This is a genomic window from Streptococcus nasisuis (assembly GCF_040836615.1).
GTDB lineage: Bacteria > Bacillota > Bacilli > Lactobacillales > Streptococcaceae > Streptococcus > Streptococcus suis_V.
On record NZ_CP162268.1, the window covers coordinates 1,195,923 to 1,221,919 of the forward strand.

24 protein-coding genes and 1 pseudogene are annotated in these 25,997 nt (G+C 45.3%); 20 read left to right on the top strand and 5 right to left on the bottom strand.

Annotated features, from left to right (window positions below; all coding sequences use genetic code 11):
- Positions 1-33: 33 nt before the first annotated feature.
- The 3 genes from AB1F57_RS06075 to murT form a co-directional block, all read right to left on the bottom strand.
- Positions 34-1,290, bottom strand: coding sequence for an ISL3 family transposase (locus AB1F57_RS06075; RefSeq protein WP_167785830.1), 1,257 nt, complete (start codon positions 1,288-1,290; stop codon positions 34-36).
- A 172-nt stretch (positions 1,291-1,462) separates the two neighbouring features.
- Entirely contained in the window at positions 1,463-2,248 is a 786-nt protein-coding gene (gatD, locus tag AB1F57_RS06080; protein ID WP_367986278.1) for a lipid II isoglutaminyl synthase subunit GatD, read from the bottom strand.
- The gene (murT, locus tag AB1F57_RS06085; protein WP_170239147.1) at positions 2,248-3,591 is read right to left on the bottom strand and encodes a lipid II isoglutaminyl synthase subunit MurT; all 1,344 of its coding nucleotides are present in this window, start codon (positions 3,589-3,591) and stop codon (positions 2,248-2,250) included. Before murT ends, gatD begins: the two co-directional genes overlap by 1 nt.
- A 157-nt stretch (positions 3,592-3,748) precedes the next feature.
- Here murT and cdaA point away from each other — a divergent pair, with 157 nt between their 5' ends.
- The 6 genes from cdaA (at position 3,749) to AB1F57_RS06115 (ending at position 9,784) form a co-directional block, all read left to right on the top strand.
- Positions 3,749-4,591, top strand: coding sequence for a diadenylate cyclase CdaA (gene cdaA, locus AB1F57_RS06090; RefSeq protein WP_105137986.1), 843 nt, complete (start codon positions 3,749-3,751; stop codon positions 4,589-4,591).
- Positions 4,591-5,304 (top strand): YbbR-like domain-containing protein, encoded by a 714-nt coding sequence (locus AB1F57_RS06095; protein WP_105138046.1) that lies wholly within the window; start codon positions 4,591-4,593, stop codon positions 5,302-5,304. The genes cdaA and AB1F57_RS06095 overlap by 1 nt, the downstream gene beginning before the upstream one ends.
- 28 nt (positions 5,305-5,332) lie before the next feature.
- On the top strand, positions 5,333-6,682 hold the full coding sequence (gene glmM, locus AB1F57_RS06100) for a phosphoglucosamine mutase (RefSeq protein ID WP_170239146.1): 1,350 nt from the start codon (positions 5,333-5,335) through the stop codon (positions 6,680-6,682).
- Between the two features lie 162 nt (positions 6,683-6,844).
- Positions 6,845-8,389: an ABC-F family ATP-binding cassette domain-containing protein gene (locus tag AB1F57_RS06105; RefSeq protein WP_105137984.1), complete on the top strand. Its 1,545-nt coding sequence runs from the start codon at positions 6,845-6,847 to the stop codon at positions 8,387-8,389.
- Positions 8,390-8,517: 128 nt separating this feature from the next.
- A complete protein-coding gene (locus tag AB1F57_RS06110; protein WP_367986279.1) occupies positions 8,518-9,297 on the top strand; it encodes a class I SAM-dependent methyltransferase in 780 nt (259 codons plus the stop codon).
- Between the two features lie 85 nt (positions 9,298-9,382).
- Positions 9,383-9,784 carry a DUF4825 domain-containing protein gene (locus AB1F57_RS06115; RefSeq protein WP_167785270.1) on the top strand — a complete coding sequence of 134 codons (402 nt, stop codon included), beginning with the start codon at positions 9,383-9,385 and terminating at the stop codon, positions 9,782-9,784.
- Positions 9,785-9,796: 12 nt separating this feature from the next.
- On the opposite strand, the pseudogene AB1F57_RS06120 reads toward AB1F57_RS06115, so the two are convergent.
- Positions 9,797-10,408 (bottom strand): annotated as a pseudogene (locus AB1F57_RS06120) (IS3 family transposase); the annotation flags it as partial.
- Between the two features lie 172 nt (positions 10,409-10,580).
- Here AB1F57_RS06120 and cls point away from each other — a divergent pair.
- The 8 genes from cls (at position 10,581) to AB1F57_RS06160 (ending at position 19,151) form a co-directional block, all read left to right on the top strand.
- The gene (gene cls / locus AB1F57_RS06125; RefSeq protein ID WP_367986280.1) at positions 10,581-12,128 is read left to right on the top strand and encodes a cardiolipin synthase; all 1,548 of its coding nucleotides are present in this window, start codon (positions 10,581-10,583) and stop codon (positions 12,126-12,128) included.
- 77 nt (positions 12,129-12,205) lie between these two features.
- The gene (recJ, locus tag AB1F57_RS06130) at positions 12,206-14,416 is read left to right on the top strand and encodes a single-stranded-DNA-specific exonuclease RecJ (protein ID WP_367986281.1); all 2,211 of its coding nucleotides are present in this window, start codon (positions 12,206-12,208) and stop codon (positions 14,414-14,416) included.
- A complete protein-coding gene (locus AB1F57_RS06135) occupies positions 14,401-15,399 on the top strand; it encodes a DUF3114 domain-containing protein (protein ID WP_367986282.1) in 999 nt (332 codons plus the stop codon). The genes recJ and AB1F57_RS06135 overlap by 16 nt, the downstream gene beginning before the upstream one ends.
- A gap of 26 nt (positions 15,400-15,425) precedes the next feature.
- The gene (locus AB1F57_RS06140) at positions 15,426-15,938 is read left to right on the top strand and encodes an adenine phosphoribosyltransferase (RefSeq protein WP_105110758.1); all 513 of its coding nucleotides are present in this window, start codon (positions 15,426-15,428) and stop codon (positions 15,936-15,938) included.
- Positions 15,939-16,050: 112 nt separating this feature from the next.
- Entirely contained in the window at positions 16,051-16,992 is a 942-nt protein-coding gene (metA, locus tag AB1F57_RS06145) for a homoserine O-succinyltransferase (protein ID WP_105138676.1), read from the top strand.
- Positions 16,993-17,001: 9 nt separating this feature from the next.
- Complete coding sequence (locus AB1F57_RS06150; protein WP_367986284.1) at positions 17,002-17,682, top strand: DnaD domain protein; 681 nt, start codon at positions 17,002-17,004, stop codon at positions 17,680-17,682.
- A 1-nt stretch (position 17,683) separates the two neighbouring features.
- Positions 17,684-18,367 carry a tRNA (adenine(22)-N(1))-methyltransferase TrmK gene (locus tag AB1F57_RS06155; RefSeq protein ID WP_105138674.1) on the top strand — a complete coding sequence of 228 codons (684 nt, stop codon included), beginning with the start codon at positions 17,684-17,686 and terminating at the stop codon, positions 18,365-18,367.
- Positions 18,357-19,151 carry a Nif3-like dinuclear metal center hexameric protein gene (locus tag AB1F57_RS06160; RefSeq protein ID WP_105138673.1) on the top strand — a complete coding sequence of 265 codons (795 nt, stop codon included), beginning with the start codon at positions 18,357-18,359 and terminating at the stop codon, positions 19,149-19,151. Before AB1F57_RS06155 ends, AB1F57_RS06160 begins: the two co-directional genes overlap by 11 nt.
- A 39-nt stretch (positions 19,152-19,190) precedes the next feature.
- Here the strand turns inward: AB1F57_RS06160 and AB1F57_RS06165 are convergent, their stop codons facing one another.
- Positions 19,191-20,447 (bottom strand): ISL3 family transposase, encoded by a 1,257-nt coding sequence (locus AB1F57_RS06165; protein ID WP_174853283.1) that lies wholly within the window; start codon positions 20,445-20,447, stop codon positions 19,191-19,193.
- 333 nt (positions 20,448-20,780) lie between these two features.
- Here AB1F57_RS06165 and AB1F57_RS06170 point away from each other — a divergent pair, with 333 nt between their 5' ends.
- From AB1F57_RS06170 to rfbD, 6 genes are all read left to right on the top strand, one after another.
- A complete protein-coding gene (locus tag AB1F57_RS06170) occupies positions 20,781-21,605 on the top strand; it encodes a ZIP family metal transporter (protein WP_105122675.1) in 825 nt (274 codons plus the stop codon).
- Between the two features lie 92 nt (positions 21,606-21,697).
- Positions 21,698-22,567: a glucose-1-phosphate thymidylyltransferase RfbA gene (gene rfbA, locus AB1F57_RS06175; RefSeq protein WP_105138680.1), complete on the top strand. Its 870-nt coding sequence runs from the start codon at positions 21,698-21,700 to the stop codon at positions 22,565-22,567.
- Positions 22,567-23,160, top strand: a complete 594-nt coding sequence (locus AB1F57_RS06180) for a dTDP-4-dehydrorhamnose 3,5-epimerase family protein (RefSeq protein WP_105138672.1) — start codon at positions 22,567-22,569, stop codon at positions 23,158-23,160. The genes rfbA and AB1F57_RS06180 overlap by 1 nt, the downstream gene beginning before the upstream one ends.
- Position 23,161: 1 nt before the next feature.
- Complete coding sequence (locus AB1F57_RS06185; protein ID WP_367986286.1) at positions 23,162-23,656, top strand: phosphoribosylanthranilate isomerase; 495 nt, start codon at positions 23,162-23,164, stop codon at positions 23,654-23,656.
- Positions 23,657-23,854: 198 nt separating this feature from the next.
- Positions 23,855-24,895 carry a dTDP-glucose 4,6-dehydratase gene (rfbB, locus tag AB1F57_RS06190; protein ID WP_174853053.1) on the top strand — a complete coding sequence of 347 codons (1,041 nt, stop codon included), beginning with the start codon at positions 23,855-23,857 and terminating at the stop codon, positions 24,893-24,895.
- Positions 24,896-25,093: 198 nt separating this feature from the next.
- Positions 25,094-25,954 carry a dTDP-4-dehydrorhamnose reductase gene (gene rfbD / locus AB1F57_RS06195; protein ID WP_167785277.1) on the top strand — a complete coding sequence of 287 codons (861 nt, stop codon included), beginning with the start codon at positions 25,094-25,096 and terminating at the stop codon, positions 25,952-25,954.
- The last annotated feature ends 43 nt before the right edge of the window (positions 25,955-25,997 follow it).

Genomic DNA, 25,997 nt, shown 5'->3' on the forward strand with positions numbered 1-25,997 from the left:
GCTCTTTGTCAACTGTAGTGGGTAGATGAAAAGCTAACACCTAGAGAGGACGAACTTCGTTCTCTCTTTCTTTATGTTCAAAGCAATCAAAATTCGTTTTTTAAAGTTTTCAAAGTTCCTGAAACCAAAGGCATTTCTCTTAATGACTTTGATGAGATTATTGGTAGCTTCCAGTTTGGCGTTGGAATAAGGCAATTCTAGGGCATTCAAAACCTTGTCTTTATCCTTTAGAAATGTCTTAAATACCGTCTGGAAAATAGGATTAACAGTGGCTATTTCCTGTTCGATGAGACTGAAGAAATGATCTGAGTTTTTCTCTTGGAAATGGAACAAGAGAAATTGATAGAGTTGATAGTGTTGTCGTAGTTCCTCTGAAAAAGACAGTAGTTTTTCTAGGATTTCCTTATTAGTCAAATGCATGCGAAACATAGGGCGATAAAATCGTTTATCATTGATTTTACGGCTATCTTGTTGTATCAATTTCCAGTAGCGTTTCAAAGCACGGTATTCGTGCGATTTTCTGTCGAATTGATTCATAATTTGAATACGGACACGGTTCATAGCACGGCTAAGGTGTTGTACGATATGAAAGCGATCAAGGACGATTTTGGCATGCGGAAAAAGCTGTTTAGCCAATTGGTAGTATGGGCTATACATGTCCATAGTGATGACTTTAACGCGGTTTCTAACCTTTCTAGGATAGCGTAGAAAGTGGTTTCGGATGGTTGCTTGAGTTCTTCCGTCAAGGATAGTAATGACGTTTAGGGAGTTGAAATCTTGTGCGATAAAGCTCATCTTCCCCTTCTTAAAGCCATATTCATCCCAGCTCATCACCTCAGGTAAGATATTCCAATCTGTTTCAAACTTGAACTCATTAAGCTTTCGACTAACTGATGATGTTGAGATAGATAGCCTGTGTGCAATATGTGTCATTGCTTGATTTTCGATGAGTAACTGGGCGATTTTCTGGTTAACAGCGACAGAGATTTGGTGGTTCTTCTTGACAAGAGGAGTTTCAGCGACAGCCATTTTTCCGCAATCTTTACACTTGAACCGACGCTTTTTAAGGCGGATGAGGAGTGGATAACCAGCAGTTTCTAGGTAGGGGATTTTGGAGGCTTTTTGGAAATCGTATTTAGCCATTTGTCCCTTACAAGAAGGACATTTAGGGGCTGTGTAATCCAAGTGACCATGTAGTTCTAAGTGAGTTCCCATATCATATTCATCAGTGATAAGGATATTTTTGTCTTTAATTCTGAGAAAATTTGTGATAAAATTTAGTTGTTCCATATGAGCCTTTCTAATGTGAGTTTGGTTGCTTTTCATTATAGGTCATATGGGACTTTTTGTATATACTTAAAAAGCTCCATAATCTCCACGGTGGTTTTACCCACTACAGAAATTATAGAGCCGATTTTTTGGCGAGATGAAAACCGCCTCTGATTTCAGAAGCGGTTTTGCTTTATTTCTCAAATTCTGCCTTGCTCTTTACATCGCCGTATTCTTCAGCGACTTCTTTACTGAGGATGTCAGCGTAGCTGGCAAGTTGGATGTCTTGTCCATATTTTTTACGGAGGGCAGTAGTGACCAGGCGGTAGGCCAGGTTGGCATTGCGGGATAAGATTGGTCCGTGGAAGTAGCTGCCGAAGGTGTTTTTATAGTGTAGGCCTTCGCCGCCGTCCTCCTTATTATTGCCATTGCCGTAGATGACCTTGCCCAGCGGTTTTTGATTGTCGGCAAGGAAAGTTCGACCTTGGTGATTTTCAAAACCGTAGTAGGTTTCGTCAAATTCTTCATTGTGGATTTTGATATCACCAATGTAGCGGTTATTGGTCTGGTTGAGGGTATAATGTCCCAGAATGCCCAGTCCGTCAATCCGACGACCACTGGCCTCGATATAATATTGACCCAAGAGTTGGAAACCGCCACAGATGGCCAACATGACGCCGTCATTTTCAATGAAATCGGTCAAGTTCTCTTTTTTATTAGGCAAATCACTGGCCAGAATAGATTGCTCGTAGTCCTGACCACCACCGAAGAAGGCAATGTCATAGAAGTCCTTGTCAAAATCATCTGTCAAAGAAACGATGTCCACCTGAACTCGGGCTCCCAACTTTTCAGCCACGTATTTGAGCATGAGAATATTGCCATTATCACCGTAGGTATTCATCAAATCGCCGTAGAGATGGGCAATATTGAGGTCGTAGGCATAGTCTTTTTCAGGACTTTTCAATGAAGTGTAGACCATTATTTCATCTCCTTTCCGACAGCTTGGCGTTGGGCTAGCAAATCACGGAATTCCAACATAGCCGTATAGGTCGCCAAAATATAGGCGTGTTTACTGCTGGACTGCTCAATCAAGGTCAAAATATCTTCCAGTTTTTTGGTTTCCGTAATGTGCTCCTCTGGATAGCCAGTGACCCGCAGACGACGGGCGATTTCTGAGGCGCGAACACCACCGGCAAAAATCTGAGGGATATCCATCTGATTGATTTGCTCAAAATCAGCATCCCAAATCCAGCTGGTATCAATGCCGTCTGCATAGTTGGCGTTGAGCAGGACGGATAGGCTGAAATCGTATGGAGCTAATTTCATCATTTCGATAGCCTGAGTAGCACCGACTGGATTTTTAATGAGGACAAGGGTACAATCTTTATCGCCGACCTTGAAGGTTTCCTGCCGACCGAAAACAGCCTTGGACTTGTCAAATCCTGCCTTGATAGTTTCAGGAGCGACACCGAAGAACTCCGCAACGCTGACGGCAGCCAGAGCGTTGTAAATATTGTAAAGACCACCGATATTGATTTTGTAATCCTGCCCGTCAATGACAAAGGTCGAAGAAGTATTGGTAATGCCCTTGAGTTCTGTCAATTTATAGTCCAGCTCAGGTCGCTTAAATCCACAATTGAGGCAGATATAGCTACCCAGATTGGCGTAGGTATTGAGCTTATACTGGATAATGTGATGGCAATGTGGGCAGAGAACACCTTCGGTATTGTAGTGGGCCAGACGCGGTTCGTGTTCTTGAGTCGCGAATCCGTAATACTTGACCGGATTGACCACTGCCGTCGAGTTGAAGAGGGGACTATCTCCGTTTGCTAAAATGGTTGCCTGAGGAGCTTTTGCAGCACCATCCAAAATCATCTGGTAGGTCGTATAAATCTCACCATAGCGGTCCATCTGGTCACGGAAAATATTGGTAAAGACAATCAGACTTGGCTTGATATAGTCTGTGACCTTGCTGAGGCTGGCCTCGTCGATTTCTAGCACCGCAATTTTCTTGCCCTTTTTATTTTTCTTGGCAGACAGAAAAGTCGCTGTAATACCTGTAATCATATTGGCACCGCTGGTATTGGTTGTGACCGCCCCAAAAGCTTCTTCCAAAATACCGACCGTTAGAGCAGTGGTCAGGGTTTTTCCGTTGGTTCCAGTGACGACGACAATTTCGTAGTCCTTGGCCAAACTATCTAAAATATCTTTGTCGAATGTTAAGGCAATTTTGCCGGGAAGAGTGGTTCCACGTCCGAGGTTGTTGAGAACAAACTGGCTGGTTTTTCCTGCGGCAATGCCGAGTAATGTACTTATTTTCATGGATTTATTGTAACACAAAGTGTCGGGATTTTCTAGAATGGAGAATAGTCAGAGACAGGGCGTAGCTAATCACGGGAAGAGACCGAAAAATATGGTACAATAGAAATACTAGTTTCCATTTGAAAAAGAAAATAAGAAAGAAAGTATTGAGGAATCCATGTTAAACTTAAACCAATTATTTGATGTTGGGTATTGGTCAAGTTTGATAGCCAGTCCTTGGACTGCAGCCTTGCATCTCATCGATATTAGTATCGTTCTCTATTTGATTTATAATTTTAGCAAGGCGATCGCAGGGACCAAGATTATGACCCTTATTCGAGGGGTATTCCTGTTCATTGTCGCCCAGCTTGTTGCAAGCTTGCTTGGGCTTCAGACTATTTCTTGGCTCATGAACCAGGTTATCACCTATGGGGTAATCGCAGCGGTTATCATTTTTGCTCCGGAATTACGTTCAGTATTGGAAAAATTGGGTCGAACCACCCAGCTGTTTTCTTCTGCCAATCTTAGCACAGAAGAAAGCCTGGTTCAGGCCTATGTCCAGGCAGTTGCCTACATGTCTCCTCGAAAAATCGGAGCCCTGGTAGCTGTCGAGAGGACCCAAACCTTGCAAGAGTACAAGTCAACAGGCATTCCTCTGGATGCGGATGTTTCGCGGGAATTGCTCATCAATATCTTTATTCCCAATACCCCTCTGCATGACGGTGCTGTCATTATTAAAGACGAAAAGGTAGCTGTGGCATGTGCCTACTTGCCATTGACGGAAAGTGCGGGTATTTCAAAAGAATTTGGTACGCGACACAGGGCTGCTATCGGCCTTTCAGAGGCTTCTGATGCCTTTGTTTTCGTGGTTTCAGAGGAAACAGGTGGCATCTCGACGGCCCATAATGGTATTTTCAGGCATAATCTGAGCCTGGAAGAATTTGAGCAGGAATTGCGTGACCTATTTGTGCCGACAGTTGCGGCCAAAAAATCTTGGTTGAGGAGGTTAGGTGGACGATGATGCACGAAAAATATAAGCAAATTGGACATTTGGTCCTGTCTATCCTCCTGTCTTTGTTGCTCTTCTTCTATGCTACCACTACCAATTATAAGAATAATTTAGTCGCTACTAGTGCAACAACGCAGAAAGAGTCAGAAACCTACACTTATACACTAGCCAATGTGCCGATTGATATTAGCTATGACAGTGATAAATATTTTATTTCAGGCTTTTCGCCCAGTGTGACGGTAGAGTTGACTGGCTCAGACCGGGTTATTTTGCAACGGGAATCTGATCCACTGACCAGGACCTTCCATGTAACAGCAGATTTAAATAATCTTGAGATTGGTCAACGGGCGGTAGAGCTGCAGGTGACCAACCTGCCTTCTGGTTTGAATGCCACTCTTTCTCCGGCTGAGATGAAGGTGAAAATTGGCTACAAGGTTAGCCGGAGTTATACAGTTGAAGGAAAGGTTTATAGCAATCAGCTCAAAACAGGTTATGCTATAGACAAGGTGTCTGTGACCCTAGACTCGGTTAAGGTCACGTCTGATGCCGATACCTTGGCACAAATCGACCACATAGAAGCAGTGGTCATGGACTTGGCAGAGCTTGACAAGGACTACAGTGGCAAGGCAACCATTCAGGCTGTTGACGCCGACGGCAATGTATTGCCGGTTGTTCTGTCAGAACGAACGACAAATATTCAAGTAACTGTAAAAGAAACGAAATAAATCAAATACATATTGAGGAAATTGAAAAATGGGTAAATATTTTGGTACGGACGGTGTCCGTGGTGAAGCAAACGTAGAATTGACACCAGAGTTGGCTTTCAAGTTGGGTCGTTTTGGTGGCTATGTTCTCAGTCAACACGAAACGGATACGCCACGTGTCTTTGTGGCGCGTGATACGCGTATTTCTGGACAGATGTTGGAAGCTGCACTGGTAGCCGGACTTCTATCAGTAGGGATTCACGTTTACAAGCTGGGTGTTCTGGCAACACCTGGCGTCGCTTATCTAGTACGTACGGAAAAAGCGAGTGCTGGAGTTATGATTTCTGCCAGTCACAATCCAGCCCAAGACAACGGTATCAAGTTCTTCGCAGGTGACGGTTTCAAATTGGACGATGCCTTGGAAGCAGAAATCGAAGCGCTCTTGGATGCTGAAGAGGACACACTTCCTCGCCCGTCTGCCAAAGGTTTGGGCGACGTAGTCGACTATCCAGAAGGCTTGCGCAAGTACCAACAATTCTTGGTGTCCACAGGTGTTGACCTAGAAGGCATGAAAGTTGCCCTCGATACAGCAAATGGTGCTGCGGCGACTTCAGCCCGCCAAATCTTTGTTGACTTAGGGGCAGACCTGACGGTTATGGCCGAGCAGCCAGACGGTCTCAACATCAACGAAGGCGTTGGTTCGACCCACCCAGATCAGCTGCAGGAATTGGTCAAGGAGACAGGTAGCCAGATTGGTCTTGCCTTTGATGGTGATAGTGACCGCTTAATTGCTGTCGATGAAAATGGTGACTTGGTTGATGGCGACCGTATCATGTACATCGTTGGCAAATATTTGGCAGATAAGGGATTGCTAGCTAGAAATACTATTGTGACAACTGTGATGTCCAACCTTGGTTTCCATAAGGCTTTGGAGCGTGAAGGCATAGAAAAAGCTGTAACCGCAGTTGGCGACCGTTATGTGGTGGAGGAAATGCGCAAGGGTGGCTACAATGTCGGCGGTGAGCAGTCAGGACATGTTATTCTGATGGATTATAACACCACAGGAGACGGCCAGCTGACCGCTGTGCAATTGACAAAAGTCATGAAAGAAACAGGCAAAACACTGTCTGAATTGGCAGCAGAAGTTACTATCTATCCACAGAAATTGGTCAATATCCGTGTGGAAAACAGCATGAAGGATAAGGCTATGGAAGTACCAGCTATAGCAGCTATTATCGAGAAAATGGAGGCTGAAATGGCAGGCAACGGCCGTATTCTTGTCCGTCCCAGCGGTACCGAGCCGCTCCTCCGTGTCATGGCTGAGGCGCCAACGGATGCAGAAGTGGACTACTATGTAGATACCATTGCAGATGTGGTCCGTGCAGAGATTGGGAGTTAGACAGAAATCAGTAACTCGTAGAGTTTGATTTCGTTGTCTAACCCCCGCAAGGTTGAGTAGGAATTTCACAGCTGATAGGCGAAGAAGTTCCACTCAAGACTGCGAGAATAAAAGTAAAAACTGGAGTTTGGTTACTCCAGTTCTTTGATGTTGTGAGGAAATATGAGTATTTTAGAAGTAAAAAATTTAAGTCATGGGTTTGGTGACCGCGCCATTTTTGAGAATGTCTCCTTCCGCCTGCTCAAGGGTGAGCATATCGGACTTATCGGTGCCAACGGTGAAGGGAAATCGACCTTCATGTCCATCGTGACCGGTCAGCTCCAGCCAGATGAAGGTAAGGTGGAGTGGTCTCGCTATGTGACCGCAGGCTATTTGGACCAGCATGCCAAGCTAGAAAAAGGTAATTCGGTCCGTGATGTCTTGCGGACAGCCTTTGATGAGCTCTTCAAGACAGAGGCGCGTATCAATGATATCTACATGTCCATGGCGGATGAGGGAGCGGATATGGATGCCCTCATGGAGGAAGTCGGGGAGCTACAAGACCGTCTGGAAAGTCGTGATTTCTATACGCTGGACGCAAAAATTGACGAAGTAGCGCGTGCTCTTGGTGTCATGGACTATGGCATGGACAAGGATGTGACTGAACTTTCCGGTGGCCAGCGGACCAAGATTCTTTTGGCTAAATTGCTTCTGGAAAAGCCAGATATCCTGCTCCTTGACGAGCCGACCAACTACTTGGATGCAGAGCATATTGACTGGCTCAAACGCTACTTGCAGAACTATGAAAATGCCTTTGTCTTAATTTCGCACGACATTCCATTCTTGAATGACGTGATTAACATTGTCTACCATGTGGAAAATCAGCTATTGACCCGTTACACAGGTGACTATTACCAGTTCCAAGAAGTACACGCTATGAAACGAGCCCAGTTAGAAGCAGCTTACGAGCGTCAGCAGAAGGAAATTGCAGATTTGCAGGATTTTGTAAACCGCAATAAGGCCCGTGTGGCCACACGGAATATGGCCATGTCCCGCCAGAAGAAATTGGACAAGATGGAAATTATCGAGCTCCAAGCTGAAAAACCAAAACCGAGCTTTGATTTCAAGATGGCTCGGACACCAAGCCGCTTTATTTTCCAGACGACTGATTTAGAGATTGGTTACGACCGTGTCTTGACGCGTAAACCGCTCAATTTAACCTTTGAACGCAACCAAAAGATTGCCATTGTTGGTGCCAACGGTATCGGTAAGTCAACACTGCTCAAGAGTCTTCTAGGTATTATCCCACCGCTCGGTGGTTCTGTGGAGCGTGGGGAGTATCTAGAACTCGGTTATTTTGAACAGGAAGTTGCTGGTGGAAATCGTCAGACCCCTCTGGAAGCTGTTTGGGATGCCTTTCCAGCCCTCAACCAAGCAGAAGTAAGAGCTGCCTTGGCTCGTTGCGGTCTGACTTCCAAGCATATCGAAAGCCAGATTCAAGTTCTTTCGGGTGGTGAGCAGGCAAAAGTTCGTTTCTGCTTGCTTATGAACCGTGAAAACAATGTCCTGGTTCTTGACGAGCCGACCAACCACTTGGATGTGGATGCCAAGGACGAACTCAAACGTGCCCTTCAAGCCTACAAGGGCTCAATTCTCATGGTCTGCCATGAGCCTGATTTCTATGAAGGTTGGGTTGACGATGTCTGGGATTTTAACGACTTGACGTAGACTAAAAGCTATCGATAGGTAGCTTTTTCTCTTTCTTTATGCCATAATAGAATGAGCATAGTAAAGGGGGGAAATCATGAAAAAAACAGAACGAGGTCATATTGGCTAGGCCTCAAGCGAGGAAAAAAATGACAGATTATGTAAACTACAATCAAGAACGTTGGAATCGGGTTTCAGCTCGACAAGGAAATGGCTATACGATTCCGCTCAGTCATGAGGAATTTCTTGTTGCCAAAGATAAGCCCTTATCCGTTTCTTTGACGGTTGGAAAGACAGTACCGCTTGACTGGTTTGAAAAAGCCCAAGGCAAGAAATTGCTGGGTCTAGCATGCGGTGGTGGTCAACAGGGACCAATTTTTGCGGCTCATGGTTACAAAACGACCATTATGGACTTTTCCAAGGAACAGCTGGATAAGGATTGCTTGGTTGCGGAGCGGGAAAATCTGGATTTGCAAACGGTCCAGGCAGGTATGACACAAGCCTTTCCTTTTGAAGACGAGAGTTTTGACATCATCTTTTGTCCAGTTTCAAATGTTTACATCGAAGATTTGACAAATATGTGGCAGGAATCTTATCGGGTTTTGAAAAAGGGTGGACTACTCATGGTGGGCTACATGAACCCTTGGATTTACATATTTGACGGGGATGATGTTTGGGATCGTCCAGAAGAGACTTTGGTTCCCAAATATAGCCTGCCTTTCAATTCACGGAAATTAGAAGAAGCTGGCCAGGTCAGCATCAATCCAGAATATGGCTATGAATTTAGCCACACCTTAGAAGAACAAATTGCTGGACAATTACGAGCTGGTTTTGCCATGATTGATTTATATGAATCCAAAGACAGCCGCAATCGCCTGTCCCAATTTGGCCCAGATTATCTGGCTAATTTGTCTGTAAAGCGGTCATAGTTATGGAGCCTAATCCTTGCTTTCCATCGTTTTTGTGTAAAATATATTTGTATAACAAAAAATGGAGGAGCGTCACATGAGAGGTATGCGATTATTTGTTTTTCTAGTAGCTGGCTTATCGATCTTCAGCTTAACAGCTTGCCAGTCCACGGCTAAAGATAGTGGCGAATCGATCGAAGACTATCGAACAGAATATGTCGGTGACAATAACAAGGTAGTTAAAATTGCCAGTTTACAAGATTATCCAACGGCTTATCAGTATGACCATATAGAGATTCAGTCTGATGAAAGACCTTATGGATTGCGTGTTTTCCTAAAGGTTTCAAACCCTTCTGCTTCTGCTGGGCAAGAATTAGAGAAAAATCGTGATTCGATTTTTGAGTCAATCGCCAACCTTGATCGGCTAACCTTTGTGGACGCGGACACCGAAGAAGAAATTGCTTCTTATACTAGAGATTTGAACAGCTCCCTGTCAAGTGGACAATGAAATAATAAAAGATTAGGCGACGGCCTTGTTCCTCATTTCAAGAGGGGCAAGGTCGTTGTTGCGCTTTTGAAAACGTTGATGATTGTAAAAATAGATGTAGGCATCAATATCTGAAACTAGCTCCTCAAAAGTCTTATATTTCTTCAAATCATTGCACTCCGTCTTAAAGTGCCCAAAGAAACTTTCCATTGGTGCCTTGTCAATACACTTACCAACACGAGACATGGAGCGGGTCATCTGATACTGGGTAGTTAAACGGTAATAATCTTTCGAAGTATATTGCGAGCCTCGGTCGCTGTGAATTAATGGTGTCGTATTAGGATTAGCTTTTTGTACTTTACGAAGTGTTTCCAATACCAATTCGTTATTATTAAACAGACCAACCACATATGCGACAATTGAGCCGTCGTATAGGTCCTTAATAGCACTCAAATAGGCTTTACAGCTGAAGCCGTACTTCAAGAAAGTCACATCTGTACACCATTTCTGATTGGGAGCAGTAGCTGTAAAATTACGATTGAGAATGTTGTCCTCTACATTGACAAAGCTAGTCTTAGTACACTACCCCTTGGCTCTTCTGATAATGGAACGTAGACCTAGAATGTGCATCAAGCGTCGAATCCGTTATATATTCTGATTATTTTGACGATTGTCATATTTCGTGTAGCCATACCAACCCAGCGGTAGGTATGAAAAACGTGCCCAATCAGGCTGGGTAAGTCAGTCCTTCTTTTCCCTTAGTATTTTCAATCTAGGGGATTTGTGATATACTGGTATAAAGATTTAGGAGACGACTATGGAAAAACTGTGGAAGATTATTTATTCGAGGACTTTTATTGTCATTAGCCTGCTTGCTCTGACGGTCTTTCTGATTTTTTGGTTTGTGGTTGAGGCGACCAATTATATGCCGGCATTTTGGTCCATTATGCAGATTTTTTCTATTCTGGTGGCCATTTCCATTATCAATCGTCCAATGACTACTAGTTTTAAGCTGACCTGGATTATCTGTGTCAGTGGCATTCCCATTTTTGGAGCCCTCTTTTATTTCATTCTCCAGTCCAATATTGAAACGAGGCGTTATCGGAAGAATTTCTATAAACAGGCTGAGCGCTTGCGCGAATTCTCCAGCACTTCTGACAAGGTCATGAAGGCACTGGCCAAGGAGGATAAGGAGCAGCTCAAGCTAGCCAACTATATGAGTGACTATGTCGGCTATGCCCTGCATACTAATACGGATGCGGTGTATTTTTCCAGTGGAGAGGCCAAGTTTGAAGCTCTTTTGGAGGAATTGAAAAAGGCAGAAAACTACATTTTCATGGAATACTTCATTGTGGACCAGGGCTATATGTGGGACTCTATTCTGGCCGTTTTGAAGGAAAAAGCAGAGCAGGGAGTGGAAGTGCGCTTTATGTACGACGGGACCAATTCTCTGACCAATCTGCCCTATTCCTACTATAAGCAGCTGCGGACCTTTGGAATCAAGGCCAAGGTATTCTCGCAGATTATCCCGGCCCTTTCCACTATTCAAAACAACCGCGATCACCGCAAAATTGCCATCATTGACGGAACAGTCGCCTTTACAGGTGGGGTCAATATTGCGGACGAATATATCAATAAAATCGTTCGGTTTGGCTACTGGAAGGATGCTGCTATCATGATTAGGGGGGAGGCGGTTGCCAACTTTACCCTCATGTTCCTGCAGATGTGGAACTATGACGAAAAAGGGGAGACTGAGGACCTCAAGTACCTCAAATCCCACAAGGACTTGGAGACAGAGACCATTGATGGCGAAGGTTTCTTCCTGCCCTACGGAGAAAATCCCTTTGATGGAGATGAGGTGGCCAAGCGTGTCTATCTGGACATGATTCAGTCTGCGACAGATTACATTTACATCATGACGCCCTACCTGGTCTTGGATGACGAGATGATTGACAATCTAACCTACGCGGCTAAACGCGGCGTCAAGGTCAAGTTACTCCTGCCTCATATCTATGATAAAAAATCAGCCATGTTGGCTGCTCGGACAGATTTTCCGACCTACCTAGAATCAGGCATCGAAATTTACGAATACCAGCCAGGTTTTGTCCATTCTAAGGTGGTCTTGGTGGATGACAAAAAGGCAACGGTGGGGACGGTCAACATGGATTTCCGTTCTTTCTATCTAAACTTCGAGTGTGGTCTTTATATCTACAACCATTCAGGTGTTCTAGCAGCAATCAAGGAAGACTTTGACCAGTCCTTCAAGAAATCCCAGCAAATCAAGCTCCTGCCCTTTATCACAACCTATTCGTGGAACAAACGACTGGCCGGAGCCATTATGCGCATTATTGCCCCCTTATTATAGAAAACGACAGATTTTCCCTGTCGTTTTTTCCTTTGAACATGGTATAATGGAAAGATAGATGCTAAGGAGAAAAAAGTGTGATTAAACCACAATATGACTGGCAATTGATGACCGGTTTTTCTGATGAAACATTTGTCAAATTGGCAAAGAAAGAAGGGCTGGACCCTATCGCAGCCAAGCTCCTCTACGAGCGGGGCATCCAGACAGCAGAGGATTTGCAGAAATTTTTGCAGCCCAGCCTTGAAGACCTGCATAATCCTTATCTACTGCATGACATGGACAAGGCCGTTGAGCGGATTCGTCGGGCCATTGAGGACTACGAGCAGATTCTGATCTACGGTGATTACGATGCGGACGGCATGACATCGGCTTCGATTTTGAAGGAGACCTTGGAGGAGTTAGGGGCGGAGGTCCAGGTCTACCTGCCCAACCGCTTTACCGATGGCTATGGCCCCAACCAGTCTGTCTACAAGTATTTTATTGAGCAGCAGGGGATTTCTCTCATTGTTACGGTTGACAATGGCGTAGCGGGTCATGAAGCTATTGCCTATGCCCAAGAGATGGGTGTTGATGTGATTGTGACGGACCACCATTCCCTTCAGGCGACTTTACCGGCTGCTTATGTCATTGTTCATCCAGAGCATCCCGAAGGCAACTATCCCTTTAAGCACCTGGCTGGCTGTGGCGTCGCCTTCAAATTGGCATGCGCTCTTTTGGAGACGGTTCATGCAGACCTATTGGACCTAGTCGCAATTGGAACCATAGCCGATATGGTCAGCCTGACCGATGAAAATAGGGTTATGGTCAAATACGGCCTCTCTCTGCTCAAACAAACTGAGCGGGCTGGCCTACAAGAATTGATGAAGATTGCTGGGATTGAGCTCGATAGCCTTGATGAAGAAACGGTCGGTTTTCAAATTGCCCCCCGCCTCAATGCCCTGGGCCGCCTGGATGACCCCAATCCAGCCCTTGAACTCTTGACTGGCTTTGACGATGAAGAGGCCCATGAAATTGCCCTAATGATTGATGCTAAAAATGTGGAACGCAAGGATATTGTCCAGGCTATTTACGATGAGGCCAAGACCATGATAGACACCAGTCGGCCTGTACAGGTACTAGCCAAGGAAGGCTGGAATCCTGGTGTGCTGGGGATCGTTGCAGGCCGTCTCTTGGAAGAGCTGGGCCAGCTGGTCATTGTCCTGTCCATTGAGGCAGGGCGGGCCAAGGGCTCTGCCCGGTCACCGGAGGCTGTTGATATTTTCCAAGCTCTCAAGGACCACCAGGACCTCTTTATCGCCTTTGGCGGTCACGCTGGAGCTGCTGGAATGACGCTGGAAGTGGATAAATTAGACCAGCTGGCGAACACTTTAGCAACCTTTATCGAAGAGAATAAACTGGACTTGTCTCAGAAATCTGCACTAGTTATTGATGAGGAGCTTGACCTAGAGGAATTGACCCTGGATACTTTAAAATCCTTTGACAAGCTGGCTCCCTACGGCATGGACAACAAAAAACCGGTCTTTTATGTCAAGGATTTTCAGGTTGAGTCTGCCCGGACTATGGGGCAAAACAATGCCCACCTTAAGCTCCGGATTAGTAAGGGAGCAGCCGGATTTGACGTCGTTGCCTTTGGCAAGGGCAATCTTGCTCTGGAATTTTCTCAGGCCAAGGATCTGGAGCTGGCTGTGACCCTTTCTGTCAACAAATGGAATGGTAATACCAGCCTGCAACTCATGCTGGTGGACGCGCGTGTGGACGGTGTTCAGCTCTATAACATTCGCAGTAAACAGCTTCCGATTCCTGCTGGCGTTCCTCTGGTGGACATGGCAGAGCAGACGAGTTCGCCTGTCGTTGCTCTAGCTAGCTTGCCAGAGGATTTAGAAAGACTGCGCAGCTATTTCCAAGAACATCAATTCGAGGCTATCTACTTCAAAAATGAGATAGCCAAGCCCTATTATTTGGATGGATACGGGAGTCGGGAGCAATTTGCCAAGCTCTATAAGACCATTTACCAGTTTGATGAGTTTGATGTGCGTTATAAACTCAAGGATTTGGCTGCTTATCTGAAAATTAAGGACAGCTTGCTGGTCAAGATGATTCAGATTTTCCAGGAATTGGAGTTTGTCACCATTTCAGATGGGGTGATGAGGGTTAATAAGGATGCCCAGAAGCGGGAGATTTCGGACAGTCAGATTTACCAAGACCTGAAGAAAATGGTCGTCCAGCAGGAGCTTTTTGCCCTGGGAACGGTCCAAGAAATTTATGATTGGCTGTGTGGTTCATCATGATCTGGCAGGTCTTATTATTGGCAGTCCTTATCTGTCTGCCCTTCTTACCCTGGCGTAAGTGTCGGACCTGTAGCATTCCTCTTCAAGCTAAGAGACTAGACCAGTTGACCTTTGCCAGCCAAGCCTGTGCGGAGACTTTGAAGGAAATGAGAAGAAACTTGGACCAGGCAAGCTCTGCTCAGTTGGTGGACCAGATTATTGCCAGTCTTGAATTTCCAGAGGAATTGGAGCAGAAGCACCTGACCTGGTTAATGGGACAGATGGACCAAAATCTGCCTCCGCATCATGCCTTTTGGCGGGAGTTTGCTCGGCTAGTTGACTTAGCTTACCCTGATGAGAGCCTACCTAAGCAGGTTCACCAGCTCCGTTACTTGATTTCCTACCAGCAGGCGGATTGGGTCCGCAGGCACTACGGGCAGGGGAAATCAGACTGGCAGGCCTTGACTAGCTATCTGTCTACTTTGCCACGCCGGAGTTACCAGTTGCGGCAATCTGCCCGCCTCCACAACAAGCAACTCTTTCGCAGGGAAAAATTAACACAGAGCCTGCCCCTCAACATCAAGGTCCTCATCCATTTTCACAGTGAGTTTATTTTGGATGAAAAGGGGAACTTTGCCTTGATTTTGGATGAGACTCCGACCTTAAATGGTCAGGTCAACGGTGCCTCCTTTAACTATGCCAGGGCCAATAATCGCAGGCACTACCAGCTGGACATGAAACCGGTTGGTCCCCACGACCCTGTCTACCGTAAGAAAATCCTCCGTTCCAAGGCAGGGGCTTATCTGTCTCCGGTTCGAATTTACTGGTTCCAACTGCGCAAGTCCAAGGTGGGCTGGGACCATTCCTATTTCAACCGGCAGGGAATATTTTCCTCTGGGGGAAATAGCAGAGTATCCCAGGTAGCTAAACTGCGAAAGGAATTTTCCAGAGATATAGGATTTAGATTATGCCAAAAGATAAAATCATGGTATAATAGAGAGTAAAATTATTTTTAAAAAGTGAGAAAAACATGAACTTAAAAGATTACATCGCAACTATTCCTGACTATCCAAAAGAGGGTATCGAGTTCCGTGATATTAGCCCCTTGATGGCTGATGGAAATGCCTACAGCTATGCTGTTCGTGAGATTGTGCAGTATGCTGTTAGCAAGGATATTGATATGATTGTTGGTCCTGAGGCGCGTGGATTTATCGTAGGTTGTCCTGTTGCTTTTGAATTGGGTATCGGATTTGCACCAGTTCGTAAGCCAGGGAAATTGCCACGCGAAGTGATTTCGGCTGACTATGAAAAAGAATACGGTGTGGATACCTTGACTATGCACGCAGATGCTATCAAACCTGGTCAACGTGTCCTGATTGTAGACGACCTGTTGGCTACTGGTGGTACGGTCAAAGCAACAATCGAAATGATTGAAAAATTGGGTGGAATTGTTGCTGGATGTGCCTTCTTGATTGAGTTAGATGACCTCAAAGGCCGTGAAGCTATCGGCGACTACGACTACAAGGTTTTGATGCATTATTAAGATTATCTATCAAGGGTATAGTTATAATCTATAACTGGTACTAATTTTAAGCTATTTGATTTGTCTGGACACCTGCTTTATAATAGATAATAAGATAATTAGGAGGTTGTCCATGCCAATCAAGATTGAAAAATCCTTACCAGCAGTAGATATTTTGAGACAAGAGAATATCTTTGTCATGGATAGCGACCGAGCTAGCCATCAGGACATCCGTCCGATAAAGATTTTAATTCTTAATCTTATGCCCCAAAAAATTGTGACGGAGACCCAGTTGCTCCGTCTTTTGGCCAATACGCCCCTGCAGCTTGAAGTGGAATTTCTGCACATGGTCAGTCATGAATCCAAGAATACTCACGCTGACCACTTGGACCAATTTTACAAGACCTTTGAAGAGGTCAAGGATAGCTATTTTGACGGGCTCATCGTCACTGGTGCTCCAGTGGAAAATTTACCATTTGAGGAAGTGGACTATTGGCAGGAACTGGTCCAGGTTTTCGACTGGTCCAGGACTAATGTCTACTCAACCTTGCATATTTGTTGGGGGGCACAGGCTGGACTGTACGCCCGCTACGGTGTCGAAAAATACCAGATGGATCGCAAATTGTCCGGCGTCTATTGCCAAGAAGTAGTAGGGGCAAACAATCCCCTCATGCGTGGATTTGATGATGAGTTTCGTTCACCTCATTCCCGCTATACGGAGGTCAAGGCGGAAGATATTGCTCATTTGGGACAGCTGGAAATTCTATCCCAAGGAGCAGATGTCGGCCTGTCTATCCTAGCCAGCAAGGACTTGCGAGAAGTCTATAGTTTTGGTCATTTGGAGTACGACCGTGACACCCTGGCTAAGGAATATGAGCGAGATTGCCTGGCTGGGAAAAATCCCCATGTGCCAGAGAATTATTTCAAAAACGATGATCCGACCAGCAGACCAGCTCTGTCTTGGAATTTGCCAGCAGCACAATTTTTTACAAACTGGGTCAACTATGCGGTCTATCAAGAAACACCTTACGACTGGAATCACGCAGAATTATCAGCTCTTTCAGCGAGTTTATAAAGAGGAAGTATGAATTATTCACAGCAATTTCAGCAGGGCCACTTGGTCCTGTCTTCTGCCTTACTATTTCATTTTAAGGATATATTTCCCTCATCACAGACTTTTTTGGTTTGGCAGTTTTTCTATTTTCAAAATACCAGTAAATTAGAAACCCTTGCCCCAAGCGACATCGCTCAGGCCATTGGAGCTACGGTGGCCGAGGTGAATCGGGCCATTGAACAGCTGCAGGATTCAGGCTTGCTGGAGATGAAAACCATTATCTTAGATGGTGAGATTGAGATGATTTTTGATGCAGCCCCAGCCCTGGAAAAGCTGGATGGTTTGTTTGCTGCGCCTAAGGAATCTGCTGTGGAGATTCTTGCTCCTGCTAATGATTTGAAGACCATTGTGGGTGATTTTGAGCGAGAACTTGGCCGTCTCCTGTCGCCTTTTGAGATTGAGGATTTGCAGAAGACGATTGAAGAGGACAGGACCTCCGTTGAGCTCATTCGAGCAGCCCTCAAAGAGGCCGTATTCAACAATAAGACCAACTGGAAATATATTCAAGCTATTCTGCGCAACTGGCGTCGGGAGGGCATTACCACCGTCGCTCAAGTAGAGGCAAAAAATGCAGAAAGAGATTTACCATCGCCCAAGAATGTCACTGCATCCAGCGATTTTCTGGCGGCCATGGATCTCTGGAAAGAGTAAAATGGAAACAACATTATCAAAACGGCTGGAAACAGTCGCATCTTTCGTGCCAACCGGAGCACGCTTAGTTGATGTAGGGAGTGACCATGCTTATCTCCCTCTTTTTTTGGTGGAGCAGGGCAGGATTGACTTCGCCGTGGCAGGTGAAGTGGTCCAGGGCCCCTATCAGTCTGCCCTTCAAAACGTCGAGCAGGCGGGACAGACGGACAGGATTTTGGTTCGTTTGGCCAATGGGCTGGCGGCCGTAGAAGCTGTTGACCATATTACTGCTGTGACCATCGCAGGCATGGGCGGTAGGCTCATCGCCGATATCTTGGAGGCCGGTCAGGATAAGTTAGCAGCCGTTGAGCGCTTGGTTCTCCAGCCAAATAACCGAGAGGACGATGTGCGGCGCTGGCTCCAGGCAAGTGGATACCGTCTGATTGCCGAGGAAATCCTGGAAGAAAATGACAAACTCTATGAAATCCTAGTAGCGGAGCCAGGAAAGATGAGCTTGTCTGCAACAGAAGAGCGATTTGGACCTTATTTGTTGGAGCAGCATTCAGCTGTCTTTGTTAATAAGTGGTTGAAGGAGCTGGATAAGCTCACTTATGCCCTGGAACAAGTGCCCCTGGAAAGACAGGATGACCGCTCTGCCATTTCCCAAAAAATCAATCACATCAAGGAGGTTTTGCATGTTAGCTAGTCAACTCATCGCGCGTTATCAAGCTTTTTGTCCGCCCTATCTAGCCATGGAAGGGGATGTCAGCGGTCTGCAAATCGGGACGCTGAAAAAGGATATCAAGCGGGTCATGGTGGCCCTGGATATTCGTGAAACGACAGTGGCAGAGGCCATTGACAAGCAGGTGGATTTGATTATTGTCAAGCATGCCCCTATTTTCCGTCCGATTAAGGATTTGGTGGCGGATAAGCTGGAAAATCAGATTTATCTGAATTTGATTAAGTACGATATTGCGGTCTATGTCAGCCACACGGACATTGATGTGGTCGAGGGTGGTCTGAACGACTGGTTCTGTGAACTCTTGGGGATAGAGGAGACGACCGTTCTTCATGAGACTATTGAAGGTCACGGTATTGGTCGTGTGGGTACCATAGCAGAGCAGACCTTGGAGGAGCTGGCAGTGAAGGTTAAGTCCGTCTTTGGTCTGGATGTGGTTCGCCTGGTTACCTATGGTCATCAAGCCCAGCAATATGTTAGTCGAGTGGCTATTTGTGGCGGTAGTGGCGGTTCCTTCTATCAGGATGCGATTGCGAAGGATGCGGATGTCTATATCACTGGTGATATTTACTATCATACTGGTCAGGACATGCTGACCCAGGGCCTCTTGGCCATTGACCCAGGTCATCACATTGAGGTGCTCTTTATTAAGAAAATCGCTGATTTGCTAGAGAACTGGAAGGCTGAAAACGGCTGGGATGTGGAAATCTTGCCTTCAACCGTGTCGACCAATCCCTTTCGACATTTGTAAAAATTGGCTCTTTGTCAACTGTAGTGGGTAGATGAAAAGCTAACACCTAGAGAGGACGAACTTCGTTCTCTCTTTCTTTATGTTCAAAGCAATCAAAATGCGTTTTTTAAAGTTCTCAAAGTTCCTGAAACCAAAGGCATTTCTTTTAATGACTTTGATGAGATTATTGGTAGCTTCCAGTTTGGCGTTGGAATAAGGCAATTCTAGGGCATTCAAAACCTTGTCTTTATCCTTTAGAAATGTCTTAAATACCGTCTGGAAAATAGGATTAACAGTGGTTATTTCTTGTTCAATTAGGTCAAAGAAATGGTCTGAGTTCTTCTCTTGGAAATGGAATAAGAGAAGCTGATAGAGTTCATAGTGCTGTCGTAGTTCCTCAGAGAAAGACAAGAGTTTTTCCAGGATTTCCTTGTTAGTCAAATGCATTCGAAACATAGGGCGATAAAATCGTTTATCATTGATTTTACGGCTATCTTGTTGTATCAATTTCCAGTAGCGTTTCAAAGCACGGTATTCCTGCGATTTTCTGTCGAATTGATTCATGATTTGAATACGGACACGGTTCATAGCACGGCTAAGGTGTTGAACAATATGAAAGCGGTCGAGTACAATTTTTGCATTCGGAAAAAGCTGTTTAGCAAGTTGATAATAGGGACTAAACATATCCATGGTAATCACTTTGACTCGATTTCTAACCTTTCTAGGATAGCGTAGAAAGTGGTTTCGGATGGTTGCTTGAGTTCTTCCGTCGAGAATGGTGATGACATTTAGGGAGTCGAAATCTTGAGCGATGAAGCTCATTTTCCCCTTCTTGAAGGCATACTCGTCCCAACTCATCACCTCAGGTAGGGTATTCCAATCCGTTTCAAACTTGAACTCATTGAGCTTTCTCATAACTGATGATGTTGAGATAGCTAGCCTGTGTGCAATATGTGTCATTGCTTGATTTTCGATGAGTAACTGGGCGATCTTCTGACTAACAGCGACAGATATTTGATGGTTTTTCTTAACAAGAGGAGTTTCAGCGACAGCCATTTTCCCACATTCTTTACACTTGAAACGACGCTTTTTAAGGCGGATAAGGAGTGGGTAACCAGCAGTTTCTAGGTAAGGGATTTTTGATGCTTTCTGGTAGTCGTACTTAGCCATTTGTCCCTTGCATTCTGGACATTTAGGAGCCATGTAATCCAAGTAACCGTGGAGTTCTAAGTGAGTTCCCATATCATATTCATCAGTGATAGTAATATTTTTGTCTTTAATTCTGAGAAAATTAGTGATAAGATTTAGTTGTTCCATATGAGTCTTTCTAAAATGATAGTTTGAGCACTTTTCATTATAGGTCATATGGGACTTTTTGTATATACTCAAAAAGGCTCCATAATTTCCATGGTGGTTTTACCCACTACAGAAATTATAGAGCCTAAAAATTATGCTTGGCACCCTAGTGGTGCTTTTCTTAACCAAAATAGAAAGATACCAGTGAGCAAGGGCCAGGTTGAAGGCAGTGGCAACAACCTTTGCTCTATTTTCGGTTCCAAAACTTATCCAAACTATTTGAGCTTGCAATTCTTCTGAATTTGGGGTATGCTAGAGGAACTTAAGATATTGATTTAGAAAGTTGGTTCTTCTATGACCTGGTTTATGGAACAATCAGTTGTTGTACAGGCCTTGTTGGGAGGGCTCTTTACCTGGTCCTGTACTATTTTAGGGTCAGCGGTTGTTTTTTTCTTTAAAACGATTAGTCGGAGGCTCTTAGATACCATGTTGGGCTTTGCAGCTGGAGTGATGATTGCGGCCTCGTTTTGGTCTCTCTTGGCTCCTTCGATTAGCTATGCGGAGGAGACCTATGGCGCCTGGGCTTGGGTGCCTGCAGCTCTTGGTTTTGCATTTGGAGGCATCTTTTTACGCTTGGTCGATGCTCTGGTGCCACATTTGCACCTGGGGCACGACAAATCTCAGGCCGAAGGTGGGGGTGAGGAGGACAGGAAAAATCTGTCTAAAACAGCTCTGCTATTTTTGGCCATAACCATCCACAATATCCCCGAAGGGCTGGCGGTCGGGGTAACCTTTGGTGCTCTGGCGTCGAACTTTAGTCCTGCTGCCCTTGCAGGTGCTATTGGGTTAGCAGTCGGTATCGGTCTGCAAAATATTCCTGAGGGAGCAGCCCTGGCCATCCCCATTCGGACAGACGGTGCGACTCGAAGTAAGGCCTTTTTCTGGGGGTCCATGTCGGCGATTGTTGAGCCTATTGCTGCTGTGATTGGGGCGGTGGCGGTGACCTACATGACACCGATTTTACCCTATGCCCTATCTTTTGCGGCCGGTGCTATGATTTTCGTCGTGGTCGAGGAGCTCATTCCGGAGTCCCAGACCAATGGAAATACGGATATTGCAACGCTGGGCCTCATGGCTGGTTTCATCATCATGATGATTCTGGACGTGGCTCTTGGATAAACTTGAAAGTCTCTTCGGAGGCTTTTTCCTTATGACAAAAACGCTGAAAATATGGTATAATGGACTGATATTATATGCAGGAAGGTAAGACTATGAAAGGTATTATTTTAGCCGGTGGTTCAGGCACTCGCCTCTATCCGCTGACGCGTGCAGCTTCCAAACAGCTCATGCCCATTTACGACAAACCCATGATTTACTACCCGTTGTCAACCTTGATGTTGGCTGGGATTAAGGAGATTTTAGTCATTTCCACGCCGCAGGATCTTCCACGCTTCAAGGATATGTTGGGTGACGGTTCTGAGCTGGGTATTTCTTTGGAATATGCAGAGCAGCCAAGTCCAGATGGACTTGCGCAAGCCTTTATCATCGGTGAAGAATTTATCGGCAATGACAATGTTGCCCTGATTCTCGGTGACAACATTTATCACGGAAATGGCCTGACCAAGATGCTCCAACGGGCAGCCAACAAGGAAAAAGGTGCGACAGTCTTTGGATATCACGTCAAGGATCCAGAACGTTTTGGTGTCGTTGAGTTTGATGAAAACATGAACGCTATTTCCATTGAAGAAAAGCCAGAAGTGCCAAAATCAAATTTCGCTGTCACAGGTCTTTATTTCTATGACAATGACGTGGTGGAAATTGCGAAAAACATCAAACCTTCACCACGTGGTGAGTTGGAAATTACGGATGTCAATAAGGCTTACTTGGAACGTGGCGATTTGTCTGTAGAGTTGATGGGACGTGGTTTTGCATGGTTGGACACTGGTACACATGAAAGTCTCTTGGAAGCAGCTCAATACATCGAAACAGTTCAGCGCTTGCAGAATGTTCAAGTGGCTAACTTGGAAGAAATTGCTTACCGCATGGGCTACATTACAAAAGAACAAGTGCATGAATTGGCACAACCGCTTAAGAAAAATGAATACGGACAATACTTGCTCCGTTTGATTGGAGAGGCTTAATGACAGAAAACTTTTTCGGTAAAACACTCGCAGCCCGTCCAGTTGAAGGTATTCCAGGGATGTTAGAATTTGACATTCCAGTTCATGGCGACAACCGTGGCTGGTTCAAGGAGAACTTCCAAAAGGAAAAAATGTTGCCACTTGGTTTCCCAGAAAGCTTTTTCGCGGAAGGGAAGTTGCAGAATAACGTCAGCTTTTCGCGCAAGCATGTCCTTCGTGGATTGCACGCGGAGCCTTGGGACAAGTACATCTCAGTAGCAGACGCTGGTAAGGTTTTGGGAACCTGGGTGGATCTTCGCGAAGGCGAAACCTTTGGTAATACCTATCAAACCGTTATCGATGCTTCAAAAGGGATTTTTGTTCCACGTGGTGTAGCCAATGGTTTCCAAGTCTTATCTGACTTTGTGTCATACAGTTACTTGGTCAACGACTACTGGGCATTGGAACTCAAGCCTAAGTACGCTTTTGTCAACTACGCTGATCCAAGCCTTAACATTGAATGGGAAAACCTGGAAGAAGCAGAAGTCTCAGAAGCAGATAAAAACCATCCAATGCTCAAAGACGTGAAGCCCTTGAAAGCGGAAGAGTTGTAAGATGTATCAGTTGTTTTTAGAAATAGCCCAAGAACTCAATCAAATCGACATCACACCTTTGTTGATGGGTTCCGTTGGTTGGGAACAGCGGACCGGTCGTGATTGGCAAGCAGGTGATTTGGATATTCATATCCCGAGTGACCCCAGAGGTTGGTATGCGCCGGATGAAGGACGGATTTACCAATTTGAAGAGCTTAATGCTATCATGGAAAAACTTGGTTTTCACTTAGTTGACCGCCATGAGCATGAATTTCAAAAGGATGATTTGTCAGTTGAGTTTGGCGGTCTTAATTCCTTACCAGACTTTGCCGGAGTAGCATTGGAGGATTTGGAAGAAATGGTTGATCAAGGAGTTCATTTCTATCTCCCAACTCTTGAGCAATACCTACATATCTATCAAGCCTCCTCCAAAGATTCCTATCGGGCAGAAAATAATAATCGTAAAGATTTGGTCAAGATTGAATACTTACAGGAAGTTTTGGGAATAACGCATTAGAATATACGGCGAGCAAAGCGAGCCTATAAAGGGGAGTTACTGCTGTAGAGATAGTACCCGAACTGCTTTGGAAGTTCGATACAGGGGATTTTCGAGACTTTTGGCTCGAAAATAAGCAATAAAACGCCTAAGGCGGTTGCTTGCGTCCACGCTACCTTAAGCAGCTCAAAAAAATAAAAAACATTTTCGGAGAAAAAAATGTATAAAAATATCATCGTTACAGGTGGAGCTGGTTTCATCGGCTCAAACTTCGTGCACTACGTTTACAATAACCACCCAGACGTCCATGTGACCGTCTTGGATAAATTGACTTATGCTGGAAACAAGGCTAACTTGGAAGAAATTCTGGGTGACCGTGTGGAGTTGGTTGTCGGCGATATCGCAGATGCCGAATTGGTGGATAAGTTGGCTGCTAAAGCGGATGCGATCGTTCACTACGCAGCGGAAAGCCACAACGATAACTCGCTCAATGACCCAAGCCCCTTCATCCATACAAACTTTATTGGAACTTACACTTTGCTTGAAGCGGCTCGTAAATACGACATCCGTTTCCACCATGTGTCAACTGATGAAGTTTATGGTGATTTGCCACTTCGTGAAGACTTGCCGGGTCATGGTGAAGGTCCGGGTGAAAAATTCACAGCGGAAACCAACTACAACCCATCATCACCTTATTCATCAACTAAGGCTGCCTCAGATTTGATTGTGAAGGCCTGGGTTCGTTCTTTTGGTGTCAAAGCGACCATTTCCAACTGTTCAAACAACTACGGTCCTTACCAACATATCGAGAAATTCATTCCGCGCCAGATTACCAATATCTTGGCAGGTATCAAGCCAAAACTCTACGGTGAAGGTAAGAACGTTCGCGACTGGATCCACACTAATGATCATTCAACAGGTGTTTGGGCTATCTTGACCAAGGGTCGGATGGGCGAAACTTACTTGATCGGTGCCGATGGCGAGAAGAACAACAAGGAAGTCTTGGAGCTCATTCTTGAGAAAATGGGGCAGCCAAAAGATGCCTACGACCATGTGACAGACCGTGCGGGACACGATTTGCGCTATGCTATTGACGCAAGCAAACTTCGCGATGAGCTTGGTTGGAAACCAGAATTTACCAACTTTGAGCAAGGGTTGCAGGATACCATCGATTGGTATACTACCCATCAAGACTGGTGGAAGGCTGAGAAAGAGGCTGTTGAAGCCAAGTATGCCAAGACGCAGGAAGTTATTAAATAAAATCTTGGGAGTGGGAAAGAACTCGACTAGTTAAAAAAGAGTTCGTCTTCCCACCCCCGCACAGTTGATTAGGTCAGATTTGGAGTGTAAAACACGAACAAATATGCCAATCAACCACTGCGCTGAGATGTTGACACGAACTCTGAAGAGTGGTGCTAGGCTTTTTGCCCAGCCTCTTCTTGAAATAAGGAGTACATTATGATTTTAATCACAGGTGCCAATGGCCAATTGGGAACGGAGTTGCGCTATCTTTTGGATGAGCGTGGTGTGGATTATGTGGCTGCCGACGTGGCAGAGATGGACATTACCGATGCAGAAAAAGTAGACGCTTTCTTTGAAAAAGTCCAGCCGACCGTCGTTTACCACTGTGCGGCCTACACAGCGGTGGACATGGCAGAGGACGAGGGCAAGGAGCTCAACTACAAAATCAACGTTACTGGATCTGAAAATGTAGCCAAAGCTGCGGCTAAATATGGCGCAACATTGGTCTATATCTCAACTGACTACGTCTTTAACGGCGATTTACCAATCGGTCAGGAGTGGCAGGTGGATGACCAGCCAGATCCTCAGTCAGAATACGGCCGTACCAAGCGTTTGGGCGAAGAGGCCGTTGAGAAATACGCAGATAAGTTCTACACTGTTCGCACGGCTTGGGTATTTGGAAATTACGGTAAGAACTTTGTCTTTACCATGCAAAACCTTGCACAGACCCGCGATACCTTGACAGTTGTCAATGATCAGCATGGTCGTCCAACTTGGACACGAACCTTGGCAGAATTTATGGTACATTTGGTGGAAACCAAGCAAGCATTTGGTTATTACCATTTGTCCAATGATGCGACAGAGGATACAACTTGGTTTGATTTTGCGACGGAAATCCTCAAAGATACTGATACAAAAGTCTTGCCAGTTGATTCTAGCCAATTCCCAGCCAAGGCAAAACGTCCTTTCAACTCGACTATGAGCTTGGACAAGGCGAAAGCGACTGGCTTTGTCATCCCGACATGGCAAGAGGCCTTGCAGGCGTTTTATGAGCAGGAAAAAATGGGTGATAAGTAGCTAGGATTGTATAATATAGGTCACGAATCCTCTACATATCCCA